We start from the raw sequence: 21,819 nt of genomic DNA on the forward strand, positions 1-21,819 counted from the left end.
ATGAATCAGCCTCTGTCGCACCATTTGCTGACGATGGCCTATCAGAATGCCTGGGCCAATCATCGACTCGCCAAGGCCTGGAGCCAGTTGAGCCCGACCGAGCTGATGGCGCCCCGGGTCAGCTTCTTTCCCAGTCTGCGCGCTACCCTCAACCACATCCTGACCTGCGACTGGTTTTATGTGGATGCGCTGGAGCGGGAGTTGCGCGGCGATGACCCGCATCCTGACTGCTCTGTGTTTTTCAACCAGGACGAGCCGTTTACGCACGCCGCAGACCTCAAGCGCGAACAAGCGCTGGTGGACCGTCGACTGATTGCCTATTGCGAGCAAATGCGCGACGCAGACCTTGGCAAGATCGTGACCATCGCCCGGGACACGCCGCAACATGACAGCCGCTTGCGCCTGCTGTCGCATCTGTTCGAGCACCAGATTCATCATCGCGGGCAGGTTCACGCCATGCTCAGCGGCACCTCGGTCAAACCACCGCAACTGGACGAGTTTTTCTGTGCCGGTGAGTCAGACTTGAGGGCTGAGGATTTTGCTGAACTGGGGTGGACCGAAGCGTTGATCTGGGGCGCTTGAGTGAAAAATTAGCGCAGGGTCGGGTTGTCGACACGGCGGTGCCCGCGATATTGTCGGTCGGCCTTTCAGTTCGAAATGCGCTGGGGCAACTTAATGTGTGAACGAGGGTGGAAATGGAATCCGCAGAAATTCTTGTGCTTCAGGCCAGTTACACCAATTCGGTGCATGCCGAGGCAATTGGGCTGGTGCTGAATGCTTACGCCGAAGACCCGATGGGGGGCGGCCACTCATTGCCCGCCGACTTGTTGAAGCAAATCCCGGCGGAACTGGCCAAACGTCCCCATGCGTTCAGTGTTCTGGCGTTTGTCGGTGGCGAGCCGGCCGGGTTGGTCAATTGCTTTGAAGGTTTCTCGACCTTCGCCTGTCGACCGCTGGTCAACGTGCACGATGTGGCGGTGGTGAAGAAGTTTCGCGGCTTGGGGTTAAGCCAGAAAATGCTGCAAAAGGTCGAAGACATCGCCCGCCAGCGCGGCTGCTGCAAAATCACGCTGGAAGTGCTGGAAGGTAATGCAGTCGCCCAGGCGTCCTATGGCAAGTTCGGTTTTGCCGCAGGCATGTTCGACCCAGCGCACGGCCGGATGCTGTTCTGGACCAAGGCGCTTTAAGGTAATACGAGCAATGAAAAAGGGCGTCCATCAGGACGCCCTTTGTCGTTACGGTTTGTAGTGCTCTGTCACTTGCGCGGTTTGATCATTCGGAACCCTGATTTCAGCGGTGCTGGCGTGACTTTGATTCGCCGTTTGGCTCAGACGCAGACTCTCAAAGTAATACCGCATGCGTTCAGCGCCACCTTCGGCGAATACAGCGGTTGAACTGATCAGCATCAGGCCGGCGAGGATCATGGTTGTACGTTTCATGGTATGCCCCACTACGAGTTGTCGGGTCCTTTCGTCCATGAAGCAATGTCGAAGGGACATTATCCGCCGATTCCGTCAAATGGGAATTGCCTGCGCCTAGAGCTTCCAGTCCAGGCTCAGGGTCACCGTACGCGGGTCACCCCAAAACACACCGTTATAGAACCCGACGTTGTCGTAATACTTCTTGTCGAACAGGTTATCGACGTTCAGCGAGGCGGACAGGTGCTTGTCGAACTCATACCGCGACATCAGTTTGACCACGGTATAAGCCTCTTGGCGGATGTTGGTTTTTTCGGTGATCACCGCACCGTTGGCATCACGTCCCACTGGGCGACTGGCGGCGCGGAACACATCGCTTTGCCAGTTCACCGCGCCACCGACGGTCAGTGCCTGCCAGTCGCCGGGCAAACGATAGGCCGTGGAGAGCCGGAACATGTTCAGCGGCTGGTTGGTATTGGCGCGTTTCTTTTCGCCATTGGCCGCGTGGGTGTAGGTGTAGCCGGCCGTCATGTTCCAACCGGCCATGACTTCGCCCGAGACCTCGGCTTCGAAGCCCTGAACCTTGTTGCCTTTACCACCCGACTTGTAGAACTCGTCACCGGTCACCGGGTCCGGTGGCACCGAATCGTCGAGTTCGGCAACGTTGTCCTGTTTGCTCCAGAACAGCGCGGTCGCCAGGTTGAGGCGTTCTTCCAGCAGGCTGCCCTTGAGCCCCAGTTCATAGTTGCTGCCCACCACCGGCTCGAGGTATTTGCGGTTGCTGTCGCGGTTGTCTTGCGGCTTGAAAATGTCGGTGTAGCTGACGTACGCGGTGTATTCGGGGGTGAGGTCGTAGAGGAGCCCGGCGTAGGGCGTCCACATGTCGTTGTGTTCCTGGCTGCTGGCATCGACGCTGCTCAGTTGCAGGTTGTTGTCGTACTTGTTGGTCCTGGTCGACACCTTCCAGCTGCCATAACGACTGCCGAGTACGGCGTGCAGCTCATCCGTCAGACTCAGGCGAGTGGCCAGGTAACCGGCCTTCTGGCGGGTACTGTCTTTTGAACCTGAAAGGCTGGTGACCGTGTCGGGAAACTTGGCGATATCACCCATGTACTTCCAGTCGCGGATGCTTTCGTAATCCGCCGCCCTGGGGCCGTCCACCATGTAGGGCGAATCTTCCCGGCGCTCGGCCTCGCCGTAGCCGATCATCATTTCGTGTTCCCTTCCGAATAGCGAGTAAGGGCCGGCTATGTTGAAGTCATACGCCTTCATTTTTTGCGTACTGAGCATGTGGCTGACGTTAGCGCTCATGCCACTGCGATCAGCCTCAGGGAAACCCCCGCCGCCGTAGTAGATCTTGCCGTCGGTATCGCTCTCGCGATGGGTGTAGGCGGCCTTGGCGCGCCACCCGGCACCCAATTGGTGTTCCAGCGTGGCGAACGCGGTTTTGTCCTTGAGCGGCCAGGAACTCCACGAGGTGGCCATGTTGGTGGAGCGTCCGAGGTTGGCCTTGCCACCGTCAGCGTTCCAGTACGGCACCGTGCCCCAGGATGTGCCCTGGACGTGTTTGTTCTGATAGTCGTAACCCACGGCCAACACAGTGTCATCGGTCAAATCGGCTTCAAGAATCCCGTAGCCGACTTCACGTTGTTGCTGGTACTTGTCGCGGAACGAATCGCTGTCGCGATAGGCCAGCACGCTGCGTCCGCGCAAGCGGCCGTCGAACGCCAGCGGGCCACCGACATCCAGATAACTGTAGTAGTCGTCATAACTGCCACCGCTGACCCCGGTCTGGACTTGCCACTGCGATGTCGGCCGTTTACGCACCATGTTGATGGTGGCCGAAGGGTCGCCCGCGCCAGTGGTCAGGCCGGTGGCACCACGAACCACTTCGATGCGGTCGTAGATGATGGTGTCGGAATCGGACTTCATGAAGGTGAAGGTGTTCAGCATGCCGTCGATCTGGAAATTGCTGATCGAGTAACCCCGGGACGAATAGCTGACCCGGTCCGAATCGTTGTGCTGAACCACCACGCCGGTGGTCTGGCTCATGGCTTCGGACAGCGTGCCGAGTTTGAAGTCGTCCATTTGTTGGCGCGTGACCACGGACACCGATTGCGGCGTTTCCTTGATCGACAGGTTCAGGCGAGTGGCCGTGCTCATGGCGCCCGTGGTGTACGACTCGGTGTTTTCGGTGGTGCTGCCCAAGCCCTGGGCGGTGACATTGGTGGCGCCCAGTTCGAGGGTGCGGGCGGGTTCTTTATCTGGGCTGGTGTCAGCCAGCAAGTCGGGGCACAGGGCGACACTGCACAGGCCCAGGGTAAAGGTCATGGAACGGGTGATAGGCGCGAACATCGCGACCGACTCCTTGTCTTCGAGGGAAAATTTCCGTTTGTTCAAAGACGAAGGGGAGAGGCGGGATTTAGCTATAAACGAGAATAATTATTATCTTTGCAGCGTTTCGGGCAGCGCCGCCGCGCAAAGGCACAGGAAAAAGGGGCCGGAACCGGCCCCTGAAAGGATTACTTCTGAACGGCTGCCGTAGCGCCTGGCAGGGCCTTGGGTTTCATCAGGCTAAAGTCGATCAATGCCTTTTGCTCGCGCTCATAAGGATTGCCGATCATCAATGGCCGTGGCTTGAAACTGTCGCTGACCAGGCTCTTGCTGCGATCCAGTTCATCGAAGCTCAGACCCGCCAGATCAGCCCAGGTATGGATCAGGTGCGAGCTGCTGTAAGGCCGCCCCAGATCACCGGCAAAGCTCCAGTCGTGGTTTTCGCGCCATTTCGGCGAGGCCCAGGCCATGAACGGAATGGTGTACATCGGCGCCGTCGGTTTGCTTTCGTTGCGGCCAAGGGTGCTGTGACCAGGAGAATCGAAAACGTCTTCACCGTGGTCGGAAAGGTACAGCAGGAAGCCGTTCGGATCAGACTTGGCGTAGTCCTTGATCAGGCTCGAAACCACGAAGTCGTTGTACAGCACCGCGTTGTCATAGCTGTTGTACGTCGGCACCTGGTCGTCACGTACACCGTCGGGAACGCCTTTGCGGTCCTTGAACTTGTCGAAGGACGACGGATAGCGGTATTGATAGCTCATGTGCGTGCCGAGCAAATGCACGACGATCAGCTTGCGCGGCGCAGCGTCGGCCAAGGCCTTGTTGAACGGCTCGATCACGTCGCCATCGTACTGGGCGGCATTCTGGTTACGGTTGTTGTTCAGGTACACCTGCTCGTCGGCCTGCTCGGAGAAGGTCGTCAGCATGGTGTTGCGCTTGGTCATGGTCTGCTGGTTGGTGATCCAGAAGGTCTTGTAGCCTGCCTGTTTCATCATGCTGACCAGCGACGGGGTCGACAGGTACAGGTCCGGGTTTTCTTCGTCGGCGAAGGTCAGAACCTGCTGTAACGCCTCGATGGTGTAAGGGCGTGGGGTGATGACGTTATCGAAGACCGCCAGTTGATCCTTGAGCTTGTCCAGCTCCGGGGTGGTTTCCCGAGGGTAGCCGTACAGGCTCATGCGCTGACGGTTGGTGGACTCCCCGATCACCAGCACCAGGGTCGCCGGCTGATTGGCCGCCGAATCCTTGAGATTGTGCAGGGGAGGGATCTTGCTCGCGCTATGGAGCATGTCTTGCATACCCGCCAGGGTATCGAGGTAACGGTGATAAGCCACGGCCATCTGCCAAGGCACGGCGGGCTCGATACGGGTTTCAAACTTCTCGAAACCGCTGGCAAGGCTGCCGGTACGCGCGGTTTGCTTTATCAGCGGATAACCGACCACGGCCACCACAATCGCCGTTGCAGCCACCAGTGCCCGACCGCGGGGCATGTACACCGGGCGCAAGCGAGTCCAGAGGAAGTAAGCGAAAGCGGTGTGGCCGAGGAATGCCGCCACCATCCACCAGGCAAAATACTGAGTCATGTACTCGCCGGCTTCAGAGATGTTCGACTCGAACATGATGAAGATGACGCTTTGGGAAAACTCCTGCTGATAGATGAAGAAGTAACCCAGGCTGGCCATTGAACAGGCCCACAGCACCACACCGATGACTGCCGCCATGACACGTGTCTGTTTGGGGAACAGCAACATCGGCGCAAGCCAGAGGGCGCTCATCACAAAGGCCTGGCGGAACCCGCTGAAACCAGAGGTGCCTGTCAGTTGGATCAGCAGTTGGGTAATGCCGGAAAAATACCAGAAGAACAGGAACAGCCAGAGAAATCCTGTCCAGTCGAAACCATTCGCAGACGTATTGCTGCGTTTAAACAAAGCCATTCAGCGCTCCAGCCAGTCATCACTTTCATCGTCGGGACATCGACGTCACCGACGAACAGGCACCGCGCGGATACCGAGCGGCCATAATGAGCCGGAGTATCAACAAACGGATGTGAAAACTTCGTGATGTTGCCGGGTTTGGCAAAGAGGGAATGGCAGGTCGGAAACAGCAATGGGCTGCTTCCGAATCAAACGAGGGGATCAGGCGTGAGGCACACGGTGAGTGACGGGCAAAGGCTGGGCCTGATTGCTTTGTGTCAACAAGCGCAATTGCGCGAGCTCCTGCTTCAATTGGTCGCGCTCGTCTTTCAACTGGCGCAATTCATCGCGACGAATCGTGACGTAAAGGGTTTGTGCTGGCCGTGCTGCTTGTACTGTGCCCATTGCTCACCTCGCAAATGGCTGTCTCAACTGTAAACCTGCCCCCGACATCGGGTGCTTATTTACTATCGGCGCCGATTTTGATTTCTTTTGCCCTTGAAGGGAACTTTTTTATTTTTCATGGTCGTTGTGTCTTCGGCTCGATTACCGACGTTATCAATCTGAATCGGGCACAATGCCCGGAAACTATGTGCCAGCGCTCTGGACTAACCCTCATTAGTCACGTTGGGCTATAACCTTTGACACACTTTATTTGTAGTAAGGAGCATCAGCACATGCAACTCGGGATTATTGGACTGGGCCGCATGGGCGGTAATATTGCGCGGCGCCTGATGCTCAACGGGCATACCACCGTTGTTTACGACCGCAATACCGCCTTTGTCGACACCCTGGCCGCAGAAGGCGCCGCTGGCGTCATCGACCTGCCAGCGTTGGTCGCTGGCCTGGCCAAGCCACGTGCGGTGTGGGTGATGCTGCCGGCCGGCGCACCGACCGAAGACACCATCGACACCCTGAGCACCCTGCTCGAAGCTGGCGATACCATCATCGACGGCGGCAACACCTTCTATAAGGACGACATCCGCCGGGCGAAAACCCTCTCGCAGAAAGGCCTGCACTACGTCGACGTCGGCACCTCCGGCGGCGTCTGGGGCCTTGAGCGTGGTTACTGCATGATGATCGGTGGCGAAGCCGAGGTGGTTAAGCGCCTTGATCCGCTGTTCGACAGCCTTGCACCGGGCCTGGGTGACATCCCTCGGACCAAGGACCGCAAGTCCGAAGACGACCGTGCCGAGCGCGGTTACATCCACGCAGGCCCGGCCGGATCTGGCCATTTCGTGAAAATGATCCACAACGGCATCGAATACGGAATGATGCAGGCCTTCGCCGAAGGCTTCGACATCCTCAAGACCAAAGCCAGCACCAACCTGCCGGAAGACCAGCGTTTCGACCTGAACGTAGGCGACATCGCCGAAGTCTGGCGTCGTGGCAGCGTTGTGTCGTCCTGGTTGCTCGACCTGACCGCCGACGCGCTGGCCAGCGACCCGAAACTCGACGGGTACTCAGGCTCGGTAGCTGACAGCGGTGAAGGTCGCTGGACCATCGAAGCCGCCATGGAGCAATCGGTGCCCGTACCGGTGCTGTCGAACTCGCTGTTCTCCCGCTATCGGTCGCGCGGGCAAGGCACCTTTGGCGACAAGATTCTCTCGGCCCAACGTTTCGGCTTCGGTGGCCACGTGGAGACTTCGAAAAAATGACCCGCTTGATCCGCAATAAATCCAAGGCAGAAGTCGCACCACCGACCACGCTGTTTCTGTTCGGTGCCCACGGTGACCTGGTCAAGCGTCTGCTGATGCCGGCGCTGTACAACCTGAGTCGTGACGGTCTGCTTGGGGATGGACTGCGGATCATCGGCGTCGACCACAACGCCATCACCGATGAAGCCTTTGCGAAAAAACTCGAAGACTTCATTCGGGCCGAAGTGGCTGCCAAGGTCGGCAAGGGCGAGCATGCCCTTGACCCGGCCTTGTGGGCCAAGTTGGCCAAAGGCATCAGCTACGTCCAGGGCGACTTCCTGGACGACAGCACCTATCAAGCCCTGGCGGCGAAAATCGCCGACAGCGGCACCGGCAATGCCGTCTTCTACCTGGCCACTGCGCCACGTTTCTTCAGTGAGGTGGTGCGTCGTCTCGGCGCCTCCGGCTTGCTGCAAGAGTCGCCGGAAGCGTTCAGACGGGTCGTGATCGAAAAACCCTTCGGTTCCGATCTGCCAACGGCGGAAGCCTTGAACGCTTGTTTGCTCAAGGTAATGACGGAAAACCAGATCTACCGGATCGATCACTATCTGGGCAAGGAAACCGTGCAGAACATTCTGATCAGCCGGTTTTCCAACAGTCTGTTCGAAGCGTTCTGGAACAACCACTACATCGACCACGTACAAATCACCGCCGCCGAAACCGTCGGCGTGGAAACCCGTGGCAGTTTTTATGAGCACACCGGCGCCTTGCGGGACATGGTGCCCAATCACCTGTTCCAATTGCTGGCGATGGTCGCGATGGAGCCGCCGGCTGCCTTTGGCGCCGACGCAGTACGCGGCGAGAAGGCCAAGGTGGTCGGTGCGATTCGTCCTTGGTCGGTCGAGGAAGCGCTGGCCAATTCGGTACGCGGCCAATACACGCCCGGCGAAATCGACGGCAAGCCGTTGCCGGGGTATCGCCAGGAAAACAACGTGGCGCCCGACAGCAATACCGAAACCTATGTCGCGCTGAAAGTCATGATCGACAACTGGCGCTGGGGCGGCGTGCCGTTTTATCTGCGCACCGGCAAGCGCATGAGCGTGCGTGACACCGAGATTGTCATCTGCTTCAAACCGGCGCCGTATGCGCAGTTTCGCGATACCGAGGTCGATGAACTGCAACCGACCTATCTGCGAATCCAGATTCAACCCAACGAAGGCATGTGGTTCGATCTGCTGGCCAAGCGGCCTGGCCCAGCCTTGAAAATGGCTAATATCGAACTGGGCTTTGCCTACAAGGATTTTTTCGAAATGCAGCCGTCCACCGGCTATGAAACCCTGATCTACGATTGCCTGACCGGCGATCAGACGCTGTTCCAGCGCGCCGACAACATCGAGAATGGCTGGCGCGCGGTACAGCCGTTCCTCGACGCCTGGCAGCAGGACGCGAGCGTGCAGAGCTATGCCGCTGGCGAAGACGGCCCGCAGGCTGCAGAAGATCTGCTGACTCGCGATGGTCGCGTCTGGCACGGCCTCGGATGAGTGATACAGCGCAACCCATTCGTTTTCTGCTCAGTGACATGGACGGCACCTTGTTGCTGCCCGATCACAGCCTCAGCCAACGCACGATTGAAGCCGTCCGTTCATTGCGCGAGGCGGGCGTGTTGTTCAGCCTCGCCACCGGCCGCCCACCCAAAGCCATGTTGCAGCAGATCGAAGCCCTGGGCGTCGACTTGCCAACGGCAGCCTTCAATGGCGGCACCATCGTTAATCCGGACGGCAGTTTGCTGGTCGCACATTACTTGCCGGCCACGGCTGCGCTGACGGCATTGGCGCTGTTTGCCGACCGGCCGGACATCGAAATCTGGGTGTTCAGTGGTGGCGACTGGTTGCTCAAAGATCCGAACGGCCCAATGGTGCCTCGTGAACAGCACGGCCTGGGTTATCCGCCAGTGGTGGTCGAGAGTTTTGAGCCGTACCTGGAACGTATCGACAAGATCGTCGCCACCAGCAACAACACGCAGTTGTTGATTGAACTGGAAGCGCTGCTGCTGCCCAAAGTGGAAGGCCAGGCACAGGTTTCCCGTTCACAGCCGATTTATCTGGACGTGACCGCCATGCAAGCCAACAAGGGTGCAGCGCTGGTGACACTGGCTGAATTTCTCGGTGTACCGCTGGAGCAGACCGCGGCGCTGGGCGATGGCGGCAATGACCCGGCGATGTTTCACCGCGCAGGCTTGTCGATCGCCATGGGGCAGTCGGAAGAGGCGGTGAAGCGCCAGGCGGACGTGGTGACGGGCGCCAATACCGAAGAGGGTGCGGCCCAGGCAATCGAGCGCTACATCCTCCCTCGATAACTTATGCAAAAAACCTGTGGGAGCGGGCTTGTGTGGCGAGGGGGCTTGCCCCGTTGGGTCGCGGAGCGGCCCCAAAAAATGGGACTGCTGCGCAGTCCAACGGGGGCAAGCCCCCTCGCCACATAAGCCCGCTCCCATATTTTTTGGTCGGTGTTACAACCAATAACTCACGGCATACCAGCCAAGAACACCCATCACCACGGTGTACGGCAACGCCATCCACACCATCCGCCCGTACGACAGGCGAATCAGCGGTGCGATCGCTGAAGTCAGCAAGAACAAAAACGCAGCCTGACCATTGGGTGTCGCCACGCTCGGCAGGTTGGTGCCGGTGTTGATCGCAATCGCCAGCGTCTCGAAATGCTCTCGGCTCATGTGGCCGGAGATGAAGGCCTGTTTGACTTCGGTGATGTAAATGGTCGCGACGAACACGTTATCGCTGATGGCCGACAGCAAGCCGTTGGCGATAAACAGCATGCCCGGTTGTTGATCCGCTGGCAGCGCCAGCACCCAATGGATCAACGGGGTGAACAGCTGCTGATCGTGAATCACCGCCACCACCGCGAAAAACACCACCAACAACGCTGTAAACGGCATGGCGTCCTTGAACGCGTTGCCGATTCGGTGCTCGTCGGTGATGCCAGTGAATGCGGTGATCAGCACAATCACCATCAAGCCGATCAGGCCGACCTCGGCAATGTGGAGCGCCAGCCCGACAATCAGAATCAGCGCTGCCAATCCCTGCACGATGAGCGCTGCACGTTGGCGCGAGGTGCGTTCGGCATCGTCTTCTGCCGCGTAGTTGGCCAGAATCGCGCGCACGTTGTCCGGCAACAGCGTGCCGTAACCGAACCAGCGAAGTTTCTCCAGCAGGACGCAGGTCACCAGGCCCGCCACCAGGACCGGCAATGAAACCGGGGCGACTTTCAGAAAGAACTCAGAAAAGTGCCAGCCCATCTCGTGGCCGATCAGCAGGTTCTGCGGCTCACCTACCAATGTGCAAACACCGCCCAGTGCGGTACCCACGGCTCCATGCATCAGCAGGCTGCGCAGAAAGGCGCGGAATTGTTCGAGGTCGGCGTGATGGAGGGTGGGCAGGTGCTGGTCATCGCCAAACTCACTGTCCTGACGCGGATCGTTGCCTGAGGCGACGCGGTGATACACCGAGTAAAACCCGACGGCTGCACTGATGATCACGGCGGTCACGGTCAAGGCGTCAAGAAACGCCGACAGGAACGCCGAGAGGAAGCAGAACATCAATGCCAGCAGCGCCTTGGAGCGAACCCCGAGCAGCAGCCGTGAGAACAGAAACAGCAGCAGGTCTTTCATGAAGTAGATGCCGGCCACCATGAACATCAGCAGCAGGATCACCGGGAAGTTGTGCACCAGCTCGTCGTAGAGTGCCTGGGGCGTGGTCATCTTCAGCAGCAGTGCTTCGATCACCAGCAGGCCGCCGGGCATTAACGGATAACACTTGAGCGCCATCGCCAGGGTAAAGATGAACTCCAGCACCAGCAGCCAACCGGCCACTACCGGGCTGACGGTCCAAAACACCAATGCGTTGAGAATCAGGAAGCCGACAATGCTTGCCTTGTACCAACGGGGTGAATGCCCGAGAAAATTGTGCGCGAACGCCTGAGCCATTGAACCGGGCATCGGCTACTCCTTGTATTAAGAAGCGCGCAACTTGCCGTAAGAGCAAGGGAAGATCAAGTGCAAGAATACTGTGCGGGCCTATCCCAGATAGCGCGCGACAACCGCCCGATAATTGCCATCGAGTGAATAACCGCCTACGACAATGTTTCCATCGGCCTGCATGACCACTGAAGTCGCGGTATCCAGGCTGCGGCCAAGGCGGGTGCGAACCCAACCGGTGCCATTGCCGAAGCTGCGATCGAGATGCCCGTCGGGTAGATGTCGCGCCAGAATGAAATCCGCCTCGACGCCGCCGATCGTGGCTCCGACCGTCACAACGCTGCCGTCCGGCAGTGCCGTTGCGTCGGTCCACTGGCAGCCACTGTGGCCGATTTCCAGCAATTGGGCCTGGCCTCCATTGCAATGAATGTCCGGGCGCCCGTTGCTGTGTATTTTCAGTGCCAGGCAGTGCATCGGGTCGCGGCTGCTGCCAAAGCACTGCACATCACCGTTTTCGTATTGGACGATCTGGCTGACCTGAGCGCTATAGCCACGTGCCTTGAAGGTCATGAAACCATCCACGGCGAAACAATCGTCGAGCCTGCCGTCGATGTGATAGCGGGCCAACAGACCTTCTTCAGGAAAGTTGATCGAGCCGCCCACCAGGATCCGGCCGTCTCGTTGCACTATCAGGCTGCTGAGCCAGGTGTTCATCAACAAGTGCCTGGCAATCACGAAGCCACGACCGTTGAAGGTGTTGTCCAGCGAGCCGTCGGTGTTGAGCCGTATCAGCATGCCGACATGATCGGACAGTTCGAAGTGATGATTGGCCAGCAGCAGGATCCGGCCATCCTTCTGCACGCAGACATCACAGGCTTCTGCGCCCGGTACGCCGGGGGGGAGCCAGGTGTCACGCACGCCTTGGGAAAGATCGCCCGGCAGACGCACGACGCAGCGGCCATTGTCGCCAAAACATTGTGCCGGCCGCCCATGCTGATCAAACAGGGCGAGGGCGGGCACTGTCCGGTGAGCATTTTCGTAATGCAGGCCGGCTACCAGTATGTGCCCATCGGCCAGTACCTGGACTTTGCCGGCCATGGCTTCAAAGCCGTGTTGAAATTGCCCGATGACGCTGCCTTGGTTGCCGAACGCCAGATCCGCCGAGCCGTCCTCGAGTAAGCGAGCCAGGCCGAAGCGGCTGCCGCCTGGCGTTCCGACCTTCGCTGCGACTAACAATCTGCCGCTTGAATCAATCGCAACTCCGTTGGCCATGCTTGAAAGGCTGCCAGCGAAATACACTTGGGTTTTGCCGGACGAGGCGAAGGCTGTATCAAGTTTGCCGGCGTCACTCAGGGTTGCCGGTAATGCAAACGCGGTCTGGATTGACATGCACGCAGCTCCTTGCGAGTCGTCCTGAACCGGGAGTTTGGGTGGCGACTGTATAAGGAAACATTCAATCCCTGAACGGCTGAATGCACAACTGTCATAACTAACAGGCGGAGGGTCGCTGTGTGCCAGAACAGTGTCTTTTCGACCCACTGAGAAGCCTGCCAAGTAGTTAGGCGTGTGCGGTTTCGAAAAGTAATCGGGGGAGGGCGCGGGCTACCCTTTGGTAACCCGCAAAAACGCTTAGTGTGGCATTGACCACGATTGGAGTTTGTAACCCTCCTCGCTCAATTCCGCACGTGCCGCTTCAAGCAGGCATTCAAGTTGCGCAGGATCGGTATAGGCGCTGCTTGGGATCTGCTTGCGGCCGATGCTGCGGGTATTGGTGCGGTCGATAACGGTCAGGCAGAGTTCGCCATTACCATCTTGTGGGGCCCAGGCCACGCACTGGAACGGTTGGAATGCGCGGTCGGCAATCAAAAGAGCTTCGTTGATGCGGAGCGGGGCGTTCATGGGGTTTTCTCTCTGTATGCCCAATCAAGTGATGTGCCGTCGGTTGGGCTTACCGTTCGGCTGGTTACTTGTACTGATGCCCGCAACCGGGGGGCGGGTCACATACAATTAAAAGAAATATCAACTTTCTTTGATGGGTTCAAGATTTGGACAGGCGTTGAAAGCTGAATGAAAGGAATGACTCGTTAGGTAACTAACCAAGTCGCTTCTTATAACTAATAACGCAACCGCTCTATAGTCAAACGATACAAGGTCACGTCAAATTATTGCTAACGTTACAGCCAGATCCGCCAAACGACTGTTTTTAATAATATTTCATAAATTTGGCGCCAAGGAACAGTCATGATCGAAGTGCCTGCCTTACGACGTCTGTTAGTAGTGGACCCTTGCGACGATTGTTATCGTCTGCTGCCGGGTTTGCGCTCTGTGGGTTGGGATGTTGACAGCTGTACCCTGGAAAATGTTGCCGAAAAAACCTGTGATGTCGGCCTGTTGCGTTTGCAACCTTTTCACCTCGAACACCCGGAAGCCGTCAAAGAGCTGATCAGCCGTAGCGGTACCGAATGGATCGCCGTCCTCAACCAGGAAGTCCTGCGCTTGCAGAATGTCGGAGACTTTGTCTGCGAATGGTTCTTCGATTTCCATACCTTGCCATTCGATGTATCCCGGGTTCAGGTGACGCTGGGCCGGGCATTCGGGATGGCACGCCTGCGTGGGCAAGGCACGGTTCACATTGATTCGCCTGAACACGAACTGCTTGGCGACAGCAAACCCATTCGCGAACTGCGCAAGTTGCTGAGCAAGCTGGCGCCCACCGAGTCTCCGGTATTGATCCGAGGTGAAAGCGGTACCGGTAAAGAACTGGTCGCACGCACGCTCCATCGACAATCCCAACGTCACAGCAAACCCTTTGTCGCGATCAATTGCGGCGCAATTCCCGAACACTTGATCCAGTCCGAATTGTTTGGCCATGAGAAGGGGGCCTTTACGGGCGCCCATCAACGCAAGATCGGGCGGATCGAAGCGGCTAACGGCGGCACGCTGTTTCTCGACGAAATCGGTGATCTGCCCCTGGAACTGCAGGCGAACCTGTTGCGTTTCCTCCAGGAAAAGCACATCGAGCGGGTAGGCGGCAGTCAGCCGATACCCGTGGATGTACGGGTGTTGGCCGCGACCCATGTCGATCTTGAGGCTGCGATCGAGAAGAAGCTCTTTCGCGAAGATCTGTATTACCGCCTCAATGTGTTGCAGGTCGCGACCGCGCCCCTGCGTGAGCGCAATGGCGATCTGTCGATGCTGGCCAACCACTTTTCCCATTTCTACAGCCATGAAACCGGCCGCCGTCCGCGCAGCTTCAGTGAAGACGCGTTGATTGCCATGGGCAAGCATGACTGGCCGGGCAATGTGCGCGAGCTGGCCAACCGGGTACGTCGCGGGTTGGTACTGGCCGAAGGCCGGCAGATCGAAGCGCGAGACCTGGGCCTGATCAGCCAGCATGTCATTGCCGCGCCGATGGGCACGCTGGAAAATTACAAGCACCGGGCAGAGCGCCAGGCCCTGTGCGATGTGCTTAACCGCCACAGCGATAATCTGAGCATCGCCGCCAAGGTGCTGGGGATCTCCAGGCCTACCTTCTACCGGTTGTTGCACAAGCATCAGATACGTTGAGCGATTGCAGGATCAACAAAAAACCCGCTGAAAAAGCGGGTTTTTTGTGGGTGCCGAATCAGAAGTAATACGGGAATTTCAGGCTGAAGGAAAAGTCTGGCGAGTCGTCGGTCAGGCCGATGGCCAGGTTGGGAACGATCGTGAGGTTATCGGTTGCTGCCAGCGTCATGCCGATGTTGAAGTTGGCCGAGTTGTAATCACTGTTGGTAATCGATTGCCAATCGCCACCGTCCGGCTTGATCTTGCTCTTGCGGGCGAACTGGTCGGTGAACGAGAACGACATGCTCATCTTCTCGTTCAAGGCGAAAGCGATGCCGGCGCCGACCTGCCAGGAATTGCCCAGTTTCACGTCACCGGGCACCTTGGAGTTGACCTGAGGGCTGATGTCGCTGAAAGAGTCTTCAATGTTGTAGGTGTAGGACAGGCTGCCAAACAGCACGGCCGGGTCGAAGGTCTTGACCAGCGAGATACCCGGGGTGATCGCCCAGACACCATTGCCGGTAGGCAGGTCTTCGGGTACTGCGAGGTTATCGTTGCCCGGGACCTCAACCAGTTTGATGCCGTAAGGGTCATCCCCGGTCGGCGCCTTGACGCGCAGTGTCATCACCGCGTCGGGCAGGTTGGCCGATTCATCCAGGAACTTGTAGGCAACGCCAACGTTAACATCGCCGATCGCCGGGTCGCGGGTAACCGTCGCGTCTGAAACCCCGTTGGCGGCGCCACCAGCGCCGCCGGAGGAATACGTGGTTTCGCGATAGACCACGGGGACGTTAATGTCGAACTGCCAGCGTTGTCCCGTGTTGTAGCGGGCGGTCAGGTCCAGGGTCCAGTTATCCGCCTTGATACGGTCGAGGTTGATGTTGCCGAGGAAGATCGAGTCCAGTGCCAGGAAGCCGTTGAGTACCAATGCACGGGTATCGTAGTGCGTGTAGGTCACGCCGGTTTCGAAACTGAATTTGCCGCCACCGAAGAAGCCGCTGGCTTCGTCGTACAGGTTGGAAACGCTTTGCGCAGGCTCCGAATCATCCTTGAGCGACTGGCCATATGAACTGCCTGTGGTTCCCGGCGCACCAGCGGCCAGCGTCTGGCCACCCTTTGGCGTTTCGGCGGGGGATTTGGTCAGGCGTTTGGGAGCAGGTGTTGCAGGTGTTTCTTCGACTTGGCGAACGCGTTGCTCGAGTACCATCAATGCGTTCTGCTGTGCTTCGTAACGCTGTTTCAACTCCATGAGTTCTTGTTTTAATAATTCGACCTGGGGGTCCGGTGCTGCGTATAGCAGTGTCGCCGGGGCCAGGCTACTCAAACAAACGATAGCTCTGAACGTAAACGATCGGTGCATGGGTTAGCCGTCCCTTCTGACTTCATCTGATGAGACTGAGCGTAGATCAGAATCCCTGGGTGCGAAGACCTTTGAGCTGGTCCAGATTGCCGTTCAGCGAGCCGGCTGTCGCCACGTTGTCACGCAGCACGACATTGAGGGACGTGAGGTTTCGGACCTGGTTATCAGCGCCGAGCAAAGTCGTGTTCTGCATCAGCCCACCCTGGCCCAGGCGTTGTACCGTATTGCCCTGGTTGTTGTTGGCCACGATGTTGAGTTGCATACCCGTACCGGTCGAAGAAACGCTCAGCGAGCCCGCGCCATTGGCGTCGGCCAGCGTCGAGCCTGCGGCTAATGCCTGACCCTGCTGTTGCGTTGTTGGCGCCTGATTAGACCTTGTGACGTTGATATCAACGTTGTTGTAGGCAGTGTTGTGGTCGCCGGCAGCACGTACGACTTGAGTGACGCCTTCGGTGGTATTGAGGCCGCCGCCGCCGGTCACGGTGCCGGTGCCTTGCGAGCTCGCTGAGCCATAACCTTTTTCATTGATTATCGACACATAGAATTGTGGCTTGATGGTCGATTGTTGAATTTGCATCGAGGACGTTGCCCCGATCACTTCACCGTTGGCATTTTGCCAAGTACTGGTCATGACGATGCCGAAACTGATGATCCGCCCCGGCATGACATAGCGGCCGCGCAGGGATGCCAATTCGTGATCGTTGAGTTCAATGGGTTTGAGCGTTTGTGCCTGGGTCGGCAGGCTGGCGGCCAGGCAAACCACGGCCAGCCAGATCGGAGTCTTCATTGGAATGCTCCCGGAGCGTCGTGCTCCCTTGTTATTAGAAGAAGTCGCTTTGGATGAATCCGAAGTCCATCAACTCTGCGTCTTGCACCGGGCTGAAGGTGTTGATGCGGTTCTTGGCGGTCAGGGGCAGGGGTGGGTCGAGCAGTGCATTGGTTTTGTCGTAGCCCTGGCCGATGACGGCAAAGATGATGCCGTTCCAGCCTTTTACAAAGTCTTCGACTTTGTAACGTTTATGACCGAGTACCGGATCTCCGATGTATACCCAGCCGTTATGAACCCGTTGCATGACTACAAAATGTTTGTAGCCACGGATATCCATGAGTACCACGACCGGAATTTTGATTTCGCTCAACGTTTCCGTCGCTACCCGGTAACCACGGGCCCGCATGCCGAGACTTTCCACGTAACGCTTCATGTCGAGCATGGAGAAGCCCTGGACGCGGACAAGATCCTGATCGGAGTGTGCCAACATGCCTTCGATGATTTGTTCTTCGTCTACATCCAGCCAATAGGCCTGGCGCAATATCGTCGCCAGCGCCGCTGCGCCGCAACTGAAGTCGGTTTTCTGCTGTACCAGGTCGGAAAACTTGCGCTCACGAATGCTTTGGATCGGCTTATATACCAACCCGCCACCCGGCAGGACGGAAAGCGGCAGTTGTGCAGCCTCGATAACACTGGCCACGCAAAGCAGGAACGCCAAGGCGATAATGCGCATAGCGGGATGCCTTCTGGTGGTGTTGAAAAAGGCCCCCGTAAGGGGGCCTCCAGAGACAGCAGTTAGAACGATTGGTTGGAGATGGCCAGCGAGTTGCTTTGCTGGTTGCCCACACCGGCAGCTACGTTGACGCCCAGGTTGCCACTGCCACCATTCACCGAACCGCTCAGGGTTGCAGTGTTGGTCACAGGGTTGGCCCAGCCAGTTGGAGTCAGCACTTGATAGGAGTAGGTGTTGCTCAAATCATATGAGCTGCTTTCACTCCAGCTTCCCGCTTTGGCGTACTCAGATTCGGACGACTTGCTGCCCGATTTATCGTACGAGGACGCGGTCGATTTCTCGAACGAAGCATCGAACGCTTTCTCGAACGACGATTCGCGCGATTTGTCGTACGAGGATTCATGCGATTTGTCGTACGAGGAGTCACGGGAATGGTCGTACGAGGAGTCGCGTGAACGGTCGAACGAGGAATCGCGCGAACGGTCGTACGATCTGTCTACCGCTACATCAAGTGTTGCGTCAACCGATGCGCTAAGCGATGCCTCGGAACTGCTGCTGCGGGTGCGATCGCCAAAGCCATTATTGTAGGTAGTGGACCTGGAAGCCGCCGCCTCTGCGTCCAAAGTAGCGCCCAACGAAGCGCTCAAGGATGCACTCGAAGAACCGCTAGCACTGCTGCTGTTGGAACCGCTTGCACTGCTGCTGCTGGATCCGCTAGCAGAACTGCTGTTGGAACCGCTTGCAGCGCTGCTGTTGGAACCACTTGCAGCGCTGGCGGATGAACCGCTTACATCAATGCTAAGCGAACCGCTGGCTTCGGAGCTTTTGGAACCGGCCGCAGCCCAGCTCGAAGAAGCGCTTTGACTGCCACTAGCCTCGAAGGACTTCTCGCGAGAGGCACTACCACTAGCAGTTTTGGTAACCGTAATGGTATCCACGCGGTAGGTCCGGTCAGCGGTGTTGTTCACTATCAGGCCAGGACCGTCTTGATTGGCGGAGGCGGTGGCTCTTGCGCTACCGAGTGGAGCATTGGTATTGGCAATTGCCATGGTGTTTTTCTGTTGGTTCAGATCGCCGCCAGCAATGTTGACACCCACGTTGCCGCTGCTGCCGTCGGCGGATCCACTCATCACGGCAGAGTTGGTTACGCCGAAGTTGTCGACGCGGTTACGGTTGCTGGTTTGCCTGACGTCAGCGGTGGCAGTGGCAGTGCCGAACACGAAGCTGTTATCGATCGCGGCGTTGTCGGAGGCTGCGTTAGCGATCGCGGCGGCGTTGTCTTGCTGGTTGCCGGAACCTGCCGCCACGTTGACGCCGACGTTGCCGCTCGCGCCTGCGGCCGAACTACTCATCTCGGCTGAGTTTTCTACCCCTTCATTCCAGATGCGGTTGCCGGTACTGCTTTGTCTGTCGTTAGCATTGGCAGTCGCGCTGATAGGGATCATTTTTGCAGGAGGGGTGTGATGGCCACCGTTGTGATGGTGACCACGCCGATCGTTTTGCCCAGCTTGTGCAGCAACAGCCAAGACCGCAGCGATTGCAAAAACCAGAGGTTTTATTGCCATCGAAGGTTTCATGGTGGTTCTCCGTACTTATTTTAGGTTAAGTGTTGTACCTACCTGTTTGGGTCAATCCATGACCCGTACGCTCAGGGTGTTGGCCGTTCGGTTTCCCACCCCTGCGCTCTGATTCAACTGGATCACCCCACGGCTACCGGTGAAGGCCTGATCGCTGGTAGCGACCTGGCGATAGCCTGGTGCAGAGTCAGTTGGATCGGAGTTGATGATCAGCGCCACGTTCTGTTGCCTGAGGACGCTGTCGTCGATGCTTTGCGGCTGTGTGCCGATGCTTATACGCAGGGCATTGGCCTGCTGGTTGCTGGCGCCCGCGCTCTGGTTGACGCCCAGAACGCCGTTGCCCTGGCTGAAGGAGTCGCCTTGAATGCTGGATCGCGCATCGATCCTGGGGTCGACCACCGTACGCAGCCGTTGGCGAATCTGCGTGGTCGCATTGGCTCCATGGCCAGCGGCGATGGCCCGGGCGTTAGCCTGTTGCTGTAGATCGCCGGCAGCCTGGTTGACCGCGAGGTTGCCCTGGTACTGCGTGCCCGAGCCGTCGATGGTGGCGTTATTGATGACGGGAGATTGGGCGAAGGTCGATGCACTGCAAAACATGGCAATAATCAGCAGCGTACGATTCATCTTAACGGTCTCCCGTTATGACTTTCAGAGCACCCAGGCCTTGCTGGACGCTTGAATTGACCATGTTGGCGATACCGTTTCCGGCATTTCCAGAGCGCCCGGCGGGGAGGTTGGAAAGCTGGGTCTGGTTGCTGATATTGCCGCCCAGGTTGTTGGTGTTTTGAGTGACCAGGCGGGAGATGCCTGCACCACTGGCAACACCGGCAAAGTCGCCGTCGCTCAACTCATTCGTTTGACTGATGATTTGTTTGGACGGGTTGGCGTTGACGGTGGTGGGGCTAGGATCGGGAATTATCGGAGCACGCGTTGCCATGCGCGGTTGGACATCACGTTTGATAATAATGATGCCGTTGTCAGCTTGTACGGGCATGCAGACACTTGAGCCCAGTGCGCATCCGATCAGCAGGAGGCCATAAATGCTGTTATCACGTTTCCCCACGGCGGCAATTCCTTCTGTAAGTGGAACGCTGGCCCTTATCAGCGTTGCGAGGGAGAGAGCAGAAGGTGTGCCGGTTTTGGTTTTTCTTTTGAAAACAGTTAGTTGGCTTTATTTGTTGATAGAGTCAAAAAAGTTTGTAACGCCGCCGAGACATCGCTACGTGAAAATGCCGCCCAGGCTGGCGGCATTTGCTCGCTAACGGCGCAGAAGGCAGGTTGTATCGGTGGCTTAACATGTTCTTGCGGGAATGCTTGAACCGCTTTAGTACGCGGGTTTGCTCGGGGGAGGGTGTTTCAGTAATGGACATTTGCGGCAGAGCGGTGGGGGGCGCTCAGGTGTTGAGCAAGTGCGTCACAGCCTCGAATGCTGCGTCCTTGCGTTGTTGCCAGTCACCTTGCAGCACCTGGAAAGGTTGATGGTGCAGGTCAAGCCATTGGCGGCTGGCCTGGAAAAATGCCAGACGTTCTGCCAGTTGCGGCTGGCAACGTTGTCCGTCGTCATGCCAGGCCACGGTTTCGGGACTCAACAGCAAATGCAGGTCATAGTGCCGTGCCAGCAAGGCTTGCTCGATCCACGTCGGGCAATCGCCAAACAAGGTCTGGCTCCAGAGGATGTTGCTCAGCAAGTGCGTGTCGAGAATCAGCAAATGCGGCAGCCCGGCGCGTGCCTCGTCTTCCCATTTCAGCTGTCCGCGAGCGATTTGCGCAATGTCGGCGAGGCAGGTGTCTCGTGGGTTTTGTTCGATGAACCAGCGTACATATTCGTCTACCAGAATCCCGCCGAAATGCTGTTGCAACTCGGCTGCCAGCCAACTCTTGCCGCTGGACTCGGGGCCTGTGAGTACCAGGACTTTCATGTGCGCAGCGCCAGATCGGCCCGCCATTCCCGCCAGCCTTGCACGGCAATCACGGCGAACAGCGCGTAGAGCCCGGCAGTCAGGTACAGGCCTTTGTAGATAAACAGCCCGACGAAAATTATGTCCAGGGTGAACCACAACGGCCAGCATTGAACGCGTTTTTGCGCCATCCATAACTGCGCCACCAGGCTGAAGCCAGTGAGTGCCGCATCGAGCCAGGGTTGTGCAGCATCGGTCCAGTTCGCCATTGCAGCGCCGAGCAACAGACTGCCGACCGCGCCAATGGCCAGACTGATAGCAACTGATTTACCGTCGAGCAGGCTGACCTGCCGACCATGTCGCGCGCCACCCGCATGTGTCCACTGCCACCAGCCATAGAGCTGCAATGCGGCATAGATCACTTGCAGGAGCATGTCCGAGTAGAGCTTTACCTCAAAAAAGATCCAGCTATAAAGCAGCACCATGACCAGACCGATCGGCCAGCACCAAGGGTTCTGTTTGACCGTTAACCAGACGGCAATGACACCGAGGGCAGCGGCAAACAGTTCAAGCCCGGACATGGAGGTTCCTTGGGGAAAGTCGAAGAGGGGGCGATTGTAACGGCAGGCGCGGCCAAGTAGAA

Annotated in this window: 22 protein-coding genes; 7 read left to right on the forward strand and 15 right to left on the reverse strand. The window is 57.9% G+C overall.

Going from position 1 to position 21,819, the window contains the following annotated elements; genetic code table 11:
- Positions 1–582 (forward strand): DinB family protein, encoded by a 582-nt coding sequence (locus BLW70_RS18665; RefSeq protein WP_074876379.1) that lies wholly within the window; start codon positions 1–3, stop codon positions 580–582.
- Positions 583–695: 113 nt separating this feature from the next.
- A complete protein-coding gene (locus tag BLW70_RS18670) occupies positions 696–1,187 on the forward strand; it encodes a GNAT family N-acetyltransferase (protein WP_074876381.1) in 492 nt (163 codons plus the stop codon).
- 48 nt (positions 1,188–1,235) lie between these two features.
- Here the strand turns inward: BLW70_RS18670 and BLW70_RS18675 are convergent, their stop codons facing one another.
- The 4 genes from BLW70_RS18675 to BLW70_RS18690 all read right to left on the reverse strand — a co-directional run bounded on the left by BLW70_RS18675 (position 1,236) and on the right by BLW70_RS18690 (position 6,070).
- Positions 1,236–1,439, reverse strand: coding sequence for a hypothetical protein (locus BLW70_RS18675; protein WP_074876383.1), 204 nt, complete (start codon positions 1,437–1,439; stop codon positions 1,236–1,238).
- 96 nt (positions 1,440–1,535) lie between these two features.
- Entirely contained in the window at positions 1,536–3,773 is a 2,238-nt protein-coding gene (locus BLW70_RS18680; protein WP_074876385.1) for a TonB-dependent siderophore receptor, read from the reverse strand.
- A 167-nt stretch (positions 3,774–3,940) separates the two neighbouring features.
- A complete protein-coding gene (locus BLW70_RS18685; RefSeq protein WP_074876387.1) occupies positions 3,941–5,686 on the reverse strand; it encodes a phosphoethanolamine transferase CptA in 1,746 nt (581 codons plus the stop codon).
- A 201-nt stretch (positions 5,687–5,887) separates the two neighbouring features.
- A complete protein-coding gene (locus tag BLW70_RS18690) occupies positions 5,888–6,070 on the reverse strand; it encodes a DUF6026 family protein (protein WP_008149922.1) in 183 nt (60 codons plus the stop codon).
- 272 nt (positions 6,071–6,342) lie between these two features.
- Between BLW70_RS18690 and gnd the strand changes: the two genes are divergently transcribed.
- From gnd to BLW70_RS18705, 3 genes are read left to right on the forward strand one after another with little or no spacing between them, the layout of a single operon-like run.
- Positions 6,343–7,323: a phosphogluconate dehydrogenase (NAD(+)-dependent, decarboxylating) gene (gnd, locus tag BLW70_RS18695; RefSeq protein ID WP_074876389.1), complete on the forward strand. Its 981-nt coding sequence runs from the start codon at positions 6,343–6,345 to the stop codon at positions 7,321–7,323.
- Positions 7,320–8,843, forward strand: a complete 1,524-nt coding sequence (gene zwf / locus BLW70_RS18700; RefSeq protein ID WP_074876391.1) for a glucose-6-phosphate dehydrogenase — start codon at positions 7,320–7,322, stop codon at positions 8,841–8,843. The genes gnd and zwf overlap by 4 nt, the downstream gene beginning before the upstream one ends.
- Positions 8,840–9,658 (forward strand): Cof-type HAD-IIB family hydrolase, encoded by an 819-nt coding sequence (locus BLW70_RS18705; RefSeq protein WP_074876393.1) that lies wholly within the window; start codon positions 8,840–8,842, stop codon positions 9,656–9,658. Before zwf ends, BLW70_RS18705 begins: the two co-directional genes overlap by 4 nt.
- 153 nt (positions 9,659–9,811) lie before the next feature.
- Here BLW70_RS18705 and nhaB read toward each other — a convergent pair whose 3' ends face one another.
- From nhaB to BLW70_RS18720, 3 genes are all read right to left on the reverse strand, one after another.
- On the reverse strand, positions 9,812–11,314 hold the full coding sequence (gene nhaB, locus BLW70_RS18710) for a sodium/proton antiporter NhaB (protein WP_074876395.1): 1,503 nt from the start codon (positions 11,312–11,314) through the stop codon (positions 9,812–9,814).
- 78 nt (positions 11,315–11,392) lie between these two features.
- Positions 11,393–12,682 carry an NHL repeat-containing protein gene (locus BLW70_RS18715; protein ID WP_074876397.1) on the reverse strand — a complete coding sequence of 430 codons (1,290 nt, stop codon included), beginning with the start codon at positions 12,680–12,682 and terminating at the stop codon, positions 11,393–11,395.
- Between the two features lie 240 nt (positions 12,683–12,922).
- Entirely contained in the window at positions 12,923–13,192 is a 270-nt protein-coding gene (locus BLW70_RS18720) for a hypothetical protein (RefSeq protein ID WP_074876399.1), read from the reverse strand.
- A 342-nt stretch (positions 13,193–13,534) separates the two neighbouring features.
- On the opposite strand from BLW70_RS18720, the gene BLW70_RS18725 reads away from it, so the two are divergent.
- Complete coding sequence (locus tag BLW70_RS18725) at positions 13,535–14,860, forward strand: sigma-54 dependent transcriptional regulator (protein ID WP_074876401.1); 1,326 nt, start codon at positions 13,535–13,537, stop codon at positions 14,858–14,860.
- Positions 14,861–14,918: 58 nt separating this feature from the next.
- Here BLW70_RS18725 and BLW70_RS18730 read toward each other — a convergent pair whose 3' ends face one another.
- The 6 genes from BLW70_RS18730 to BLW70_RS18755 form a co-directional block, all read right to left on the reverse strand.
- Positions 14,919–16,199, reverse strand: a complete 1,281-nt coding sequence (locus tag BLW70_RS18730; protein ID WP_074876403.1) for a coiled-coil domain-containing protein — start codon at positions 16,197–16,199, stop codon at positions 14,919–14,921.
- 46 nt (positions 16,200–16,245) lie between these two features.
- Entirely contained in the window at positions 16,246–16,986 is a 741-nt protein-coding gene (locus BLW70_RS18735) for a hypothetical protein (RefSeq protein WP_074876405.1), read from the reverse strand.
- 34 nt (positions 16,987–17,020) lie between these two features.
- Positions 17,021–17,701, reverse strand: a complete 681-nt coding sequence (locus BLW70_RS18740; RefSeq protein ID WP_074876407.1) for a C39 family peptidase — start codon at positions 17,699–17,701, stop codon at positions 17,021–17,023.
- 62 nt (positions 17,702–17,763) lie between these two features.
- The gene (locus BLW70_RS18745; protein WP_074876409.1) at positions 17,764–19,278 is read right to left on the reverse strand and encodes a heme utilization protein; all 1,515 of its coding nucleotides are present in this window, start codon (positions 19,276–19,278) and stop codon (positions 17,764–17,766) included.
- 51 nt (positions 19,279–19,329) lie between these two features.
- Positions 19,330–19,902 (reverse strand): adhesin, encoded by a 573-nt coding sequence (locus BLW70_RS18750; RefSeq protein WP_074876411.1) that lies wholly within the window; start codon positions 19,900–19,902, stop codon positions 19,330–19,332.
- A gap of 1 nt (position 19,903) precedes the next feature.
- Positions 19,904–20,341 (reverse strand): hypothetical protein, encoded by a 438-nt coding sequence (locus BLW70_RS18755; protein ID WP_074876413.1) that lies wholly within the window; start codon positions 20,339–20,341, stop codon positions 19,904–19,906.
- Between BLW70_RS18755 and BLW70_RS30360 the strand changes: the two genes are divergently transcribed.
- Positions 20,319–20,540 carry a hypothetical protein gene (locus BLW70_RS30360; protein ID WP_139273397.1) on the forward strand — a complete coding sequence of 74 codons (222 nt, stop codon included), beginning with the start codon at positions 20,319–20,321 and terminating at the stop codon, positions 20,538–20,540. The two genes, BLW70_RS18755 and BLW70_RS30360, sit on opposite strands and share 23 nt — an antisense overlap.
- A 132-nt stretch (positions 20,541–20,672) precedes the next feature.
- Here the strand turns inward: BLW70_RS30360 and BLW70_RS18760 are convergent, their stop codons facing one another.
- Both BLW70_RS18760 and pnuC read right to left on the reverse strand, forming a co-directional pair.
- Positions 20,673–21,197 (reverse strand): AAA family ATPase, encoded by a 525-nt coding sequence (locus tag BLW70_RS18760; protein WP_074876415.1) that lies wholly within the window; start codon positions 21,195–21,197, stop codon positions 20,673–20,675.
- Positions 21,194–21,757, reverse strand: a complete 564-nt coding sequence (gene pnuC, locus BLW70_RS18765; protein ID WP_074876417.1) for a nicotinamide riboside transporter PnuC — start codon at positions 21,755–21,757, stop codon at positions 21,194–21,196. Before pnuC ends, BLW70_RS18760 begins: the two co-directional genes overlap by 4 nt.
- Positions 21,758–21,819: the final 62 nt, after the last annotated feature.

Origin of the sequence: Pseudomonas frederiksbergensis (assembly GCF_900105495.1) — a bacterium.
GTDB lineage: Bacteria > Pseudomonadota > Gammaproteobacteria > Pseudomonadales > Pseudomonadaceae > Aquipseudomonas > Aquipseudomonas frederiksbergensis.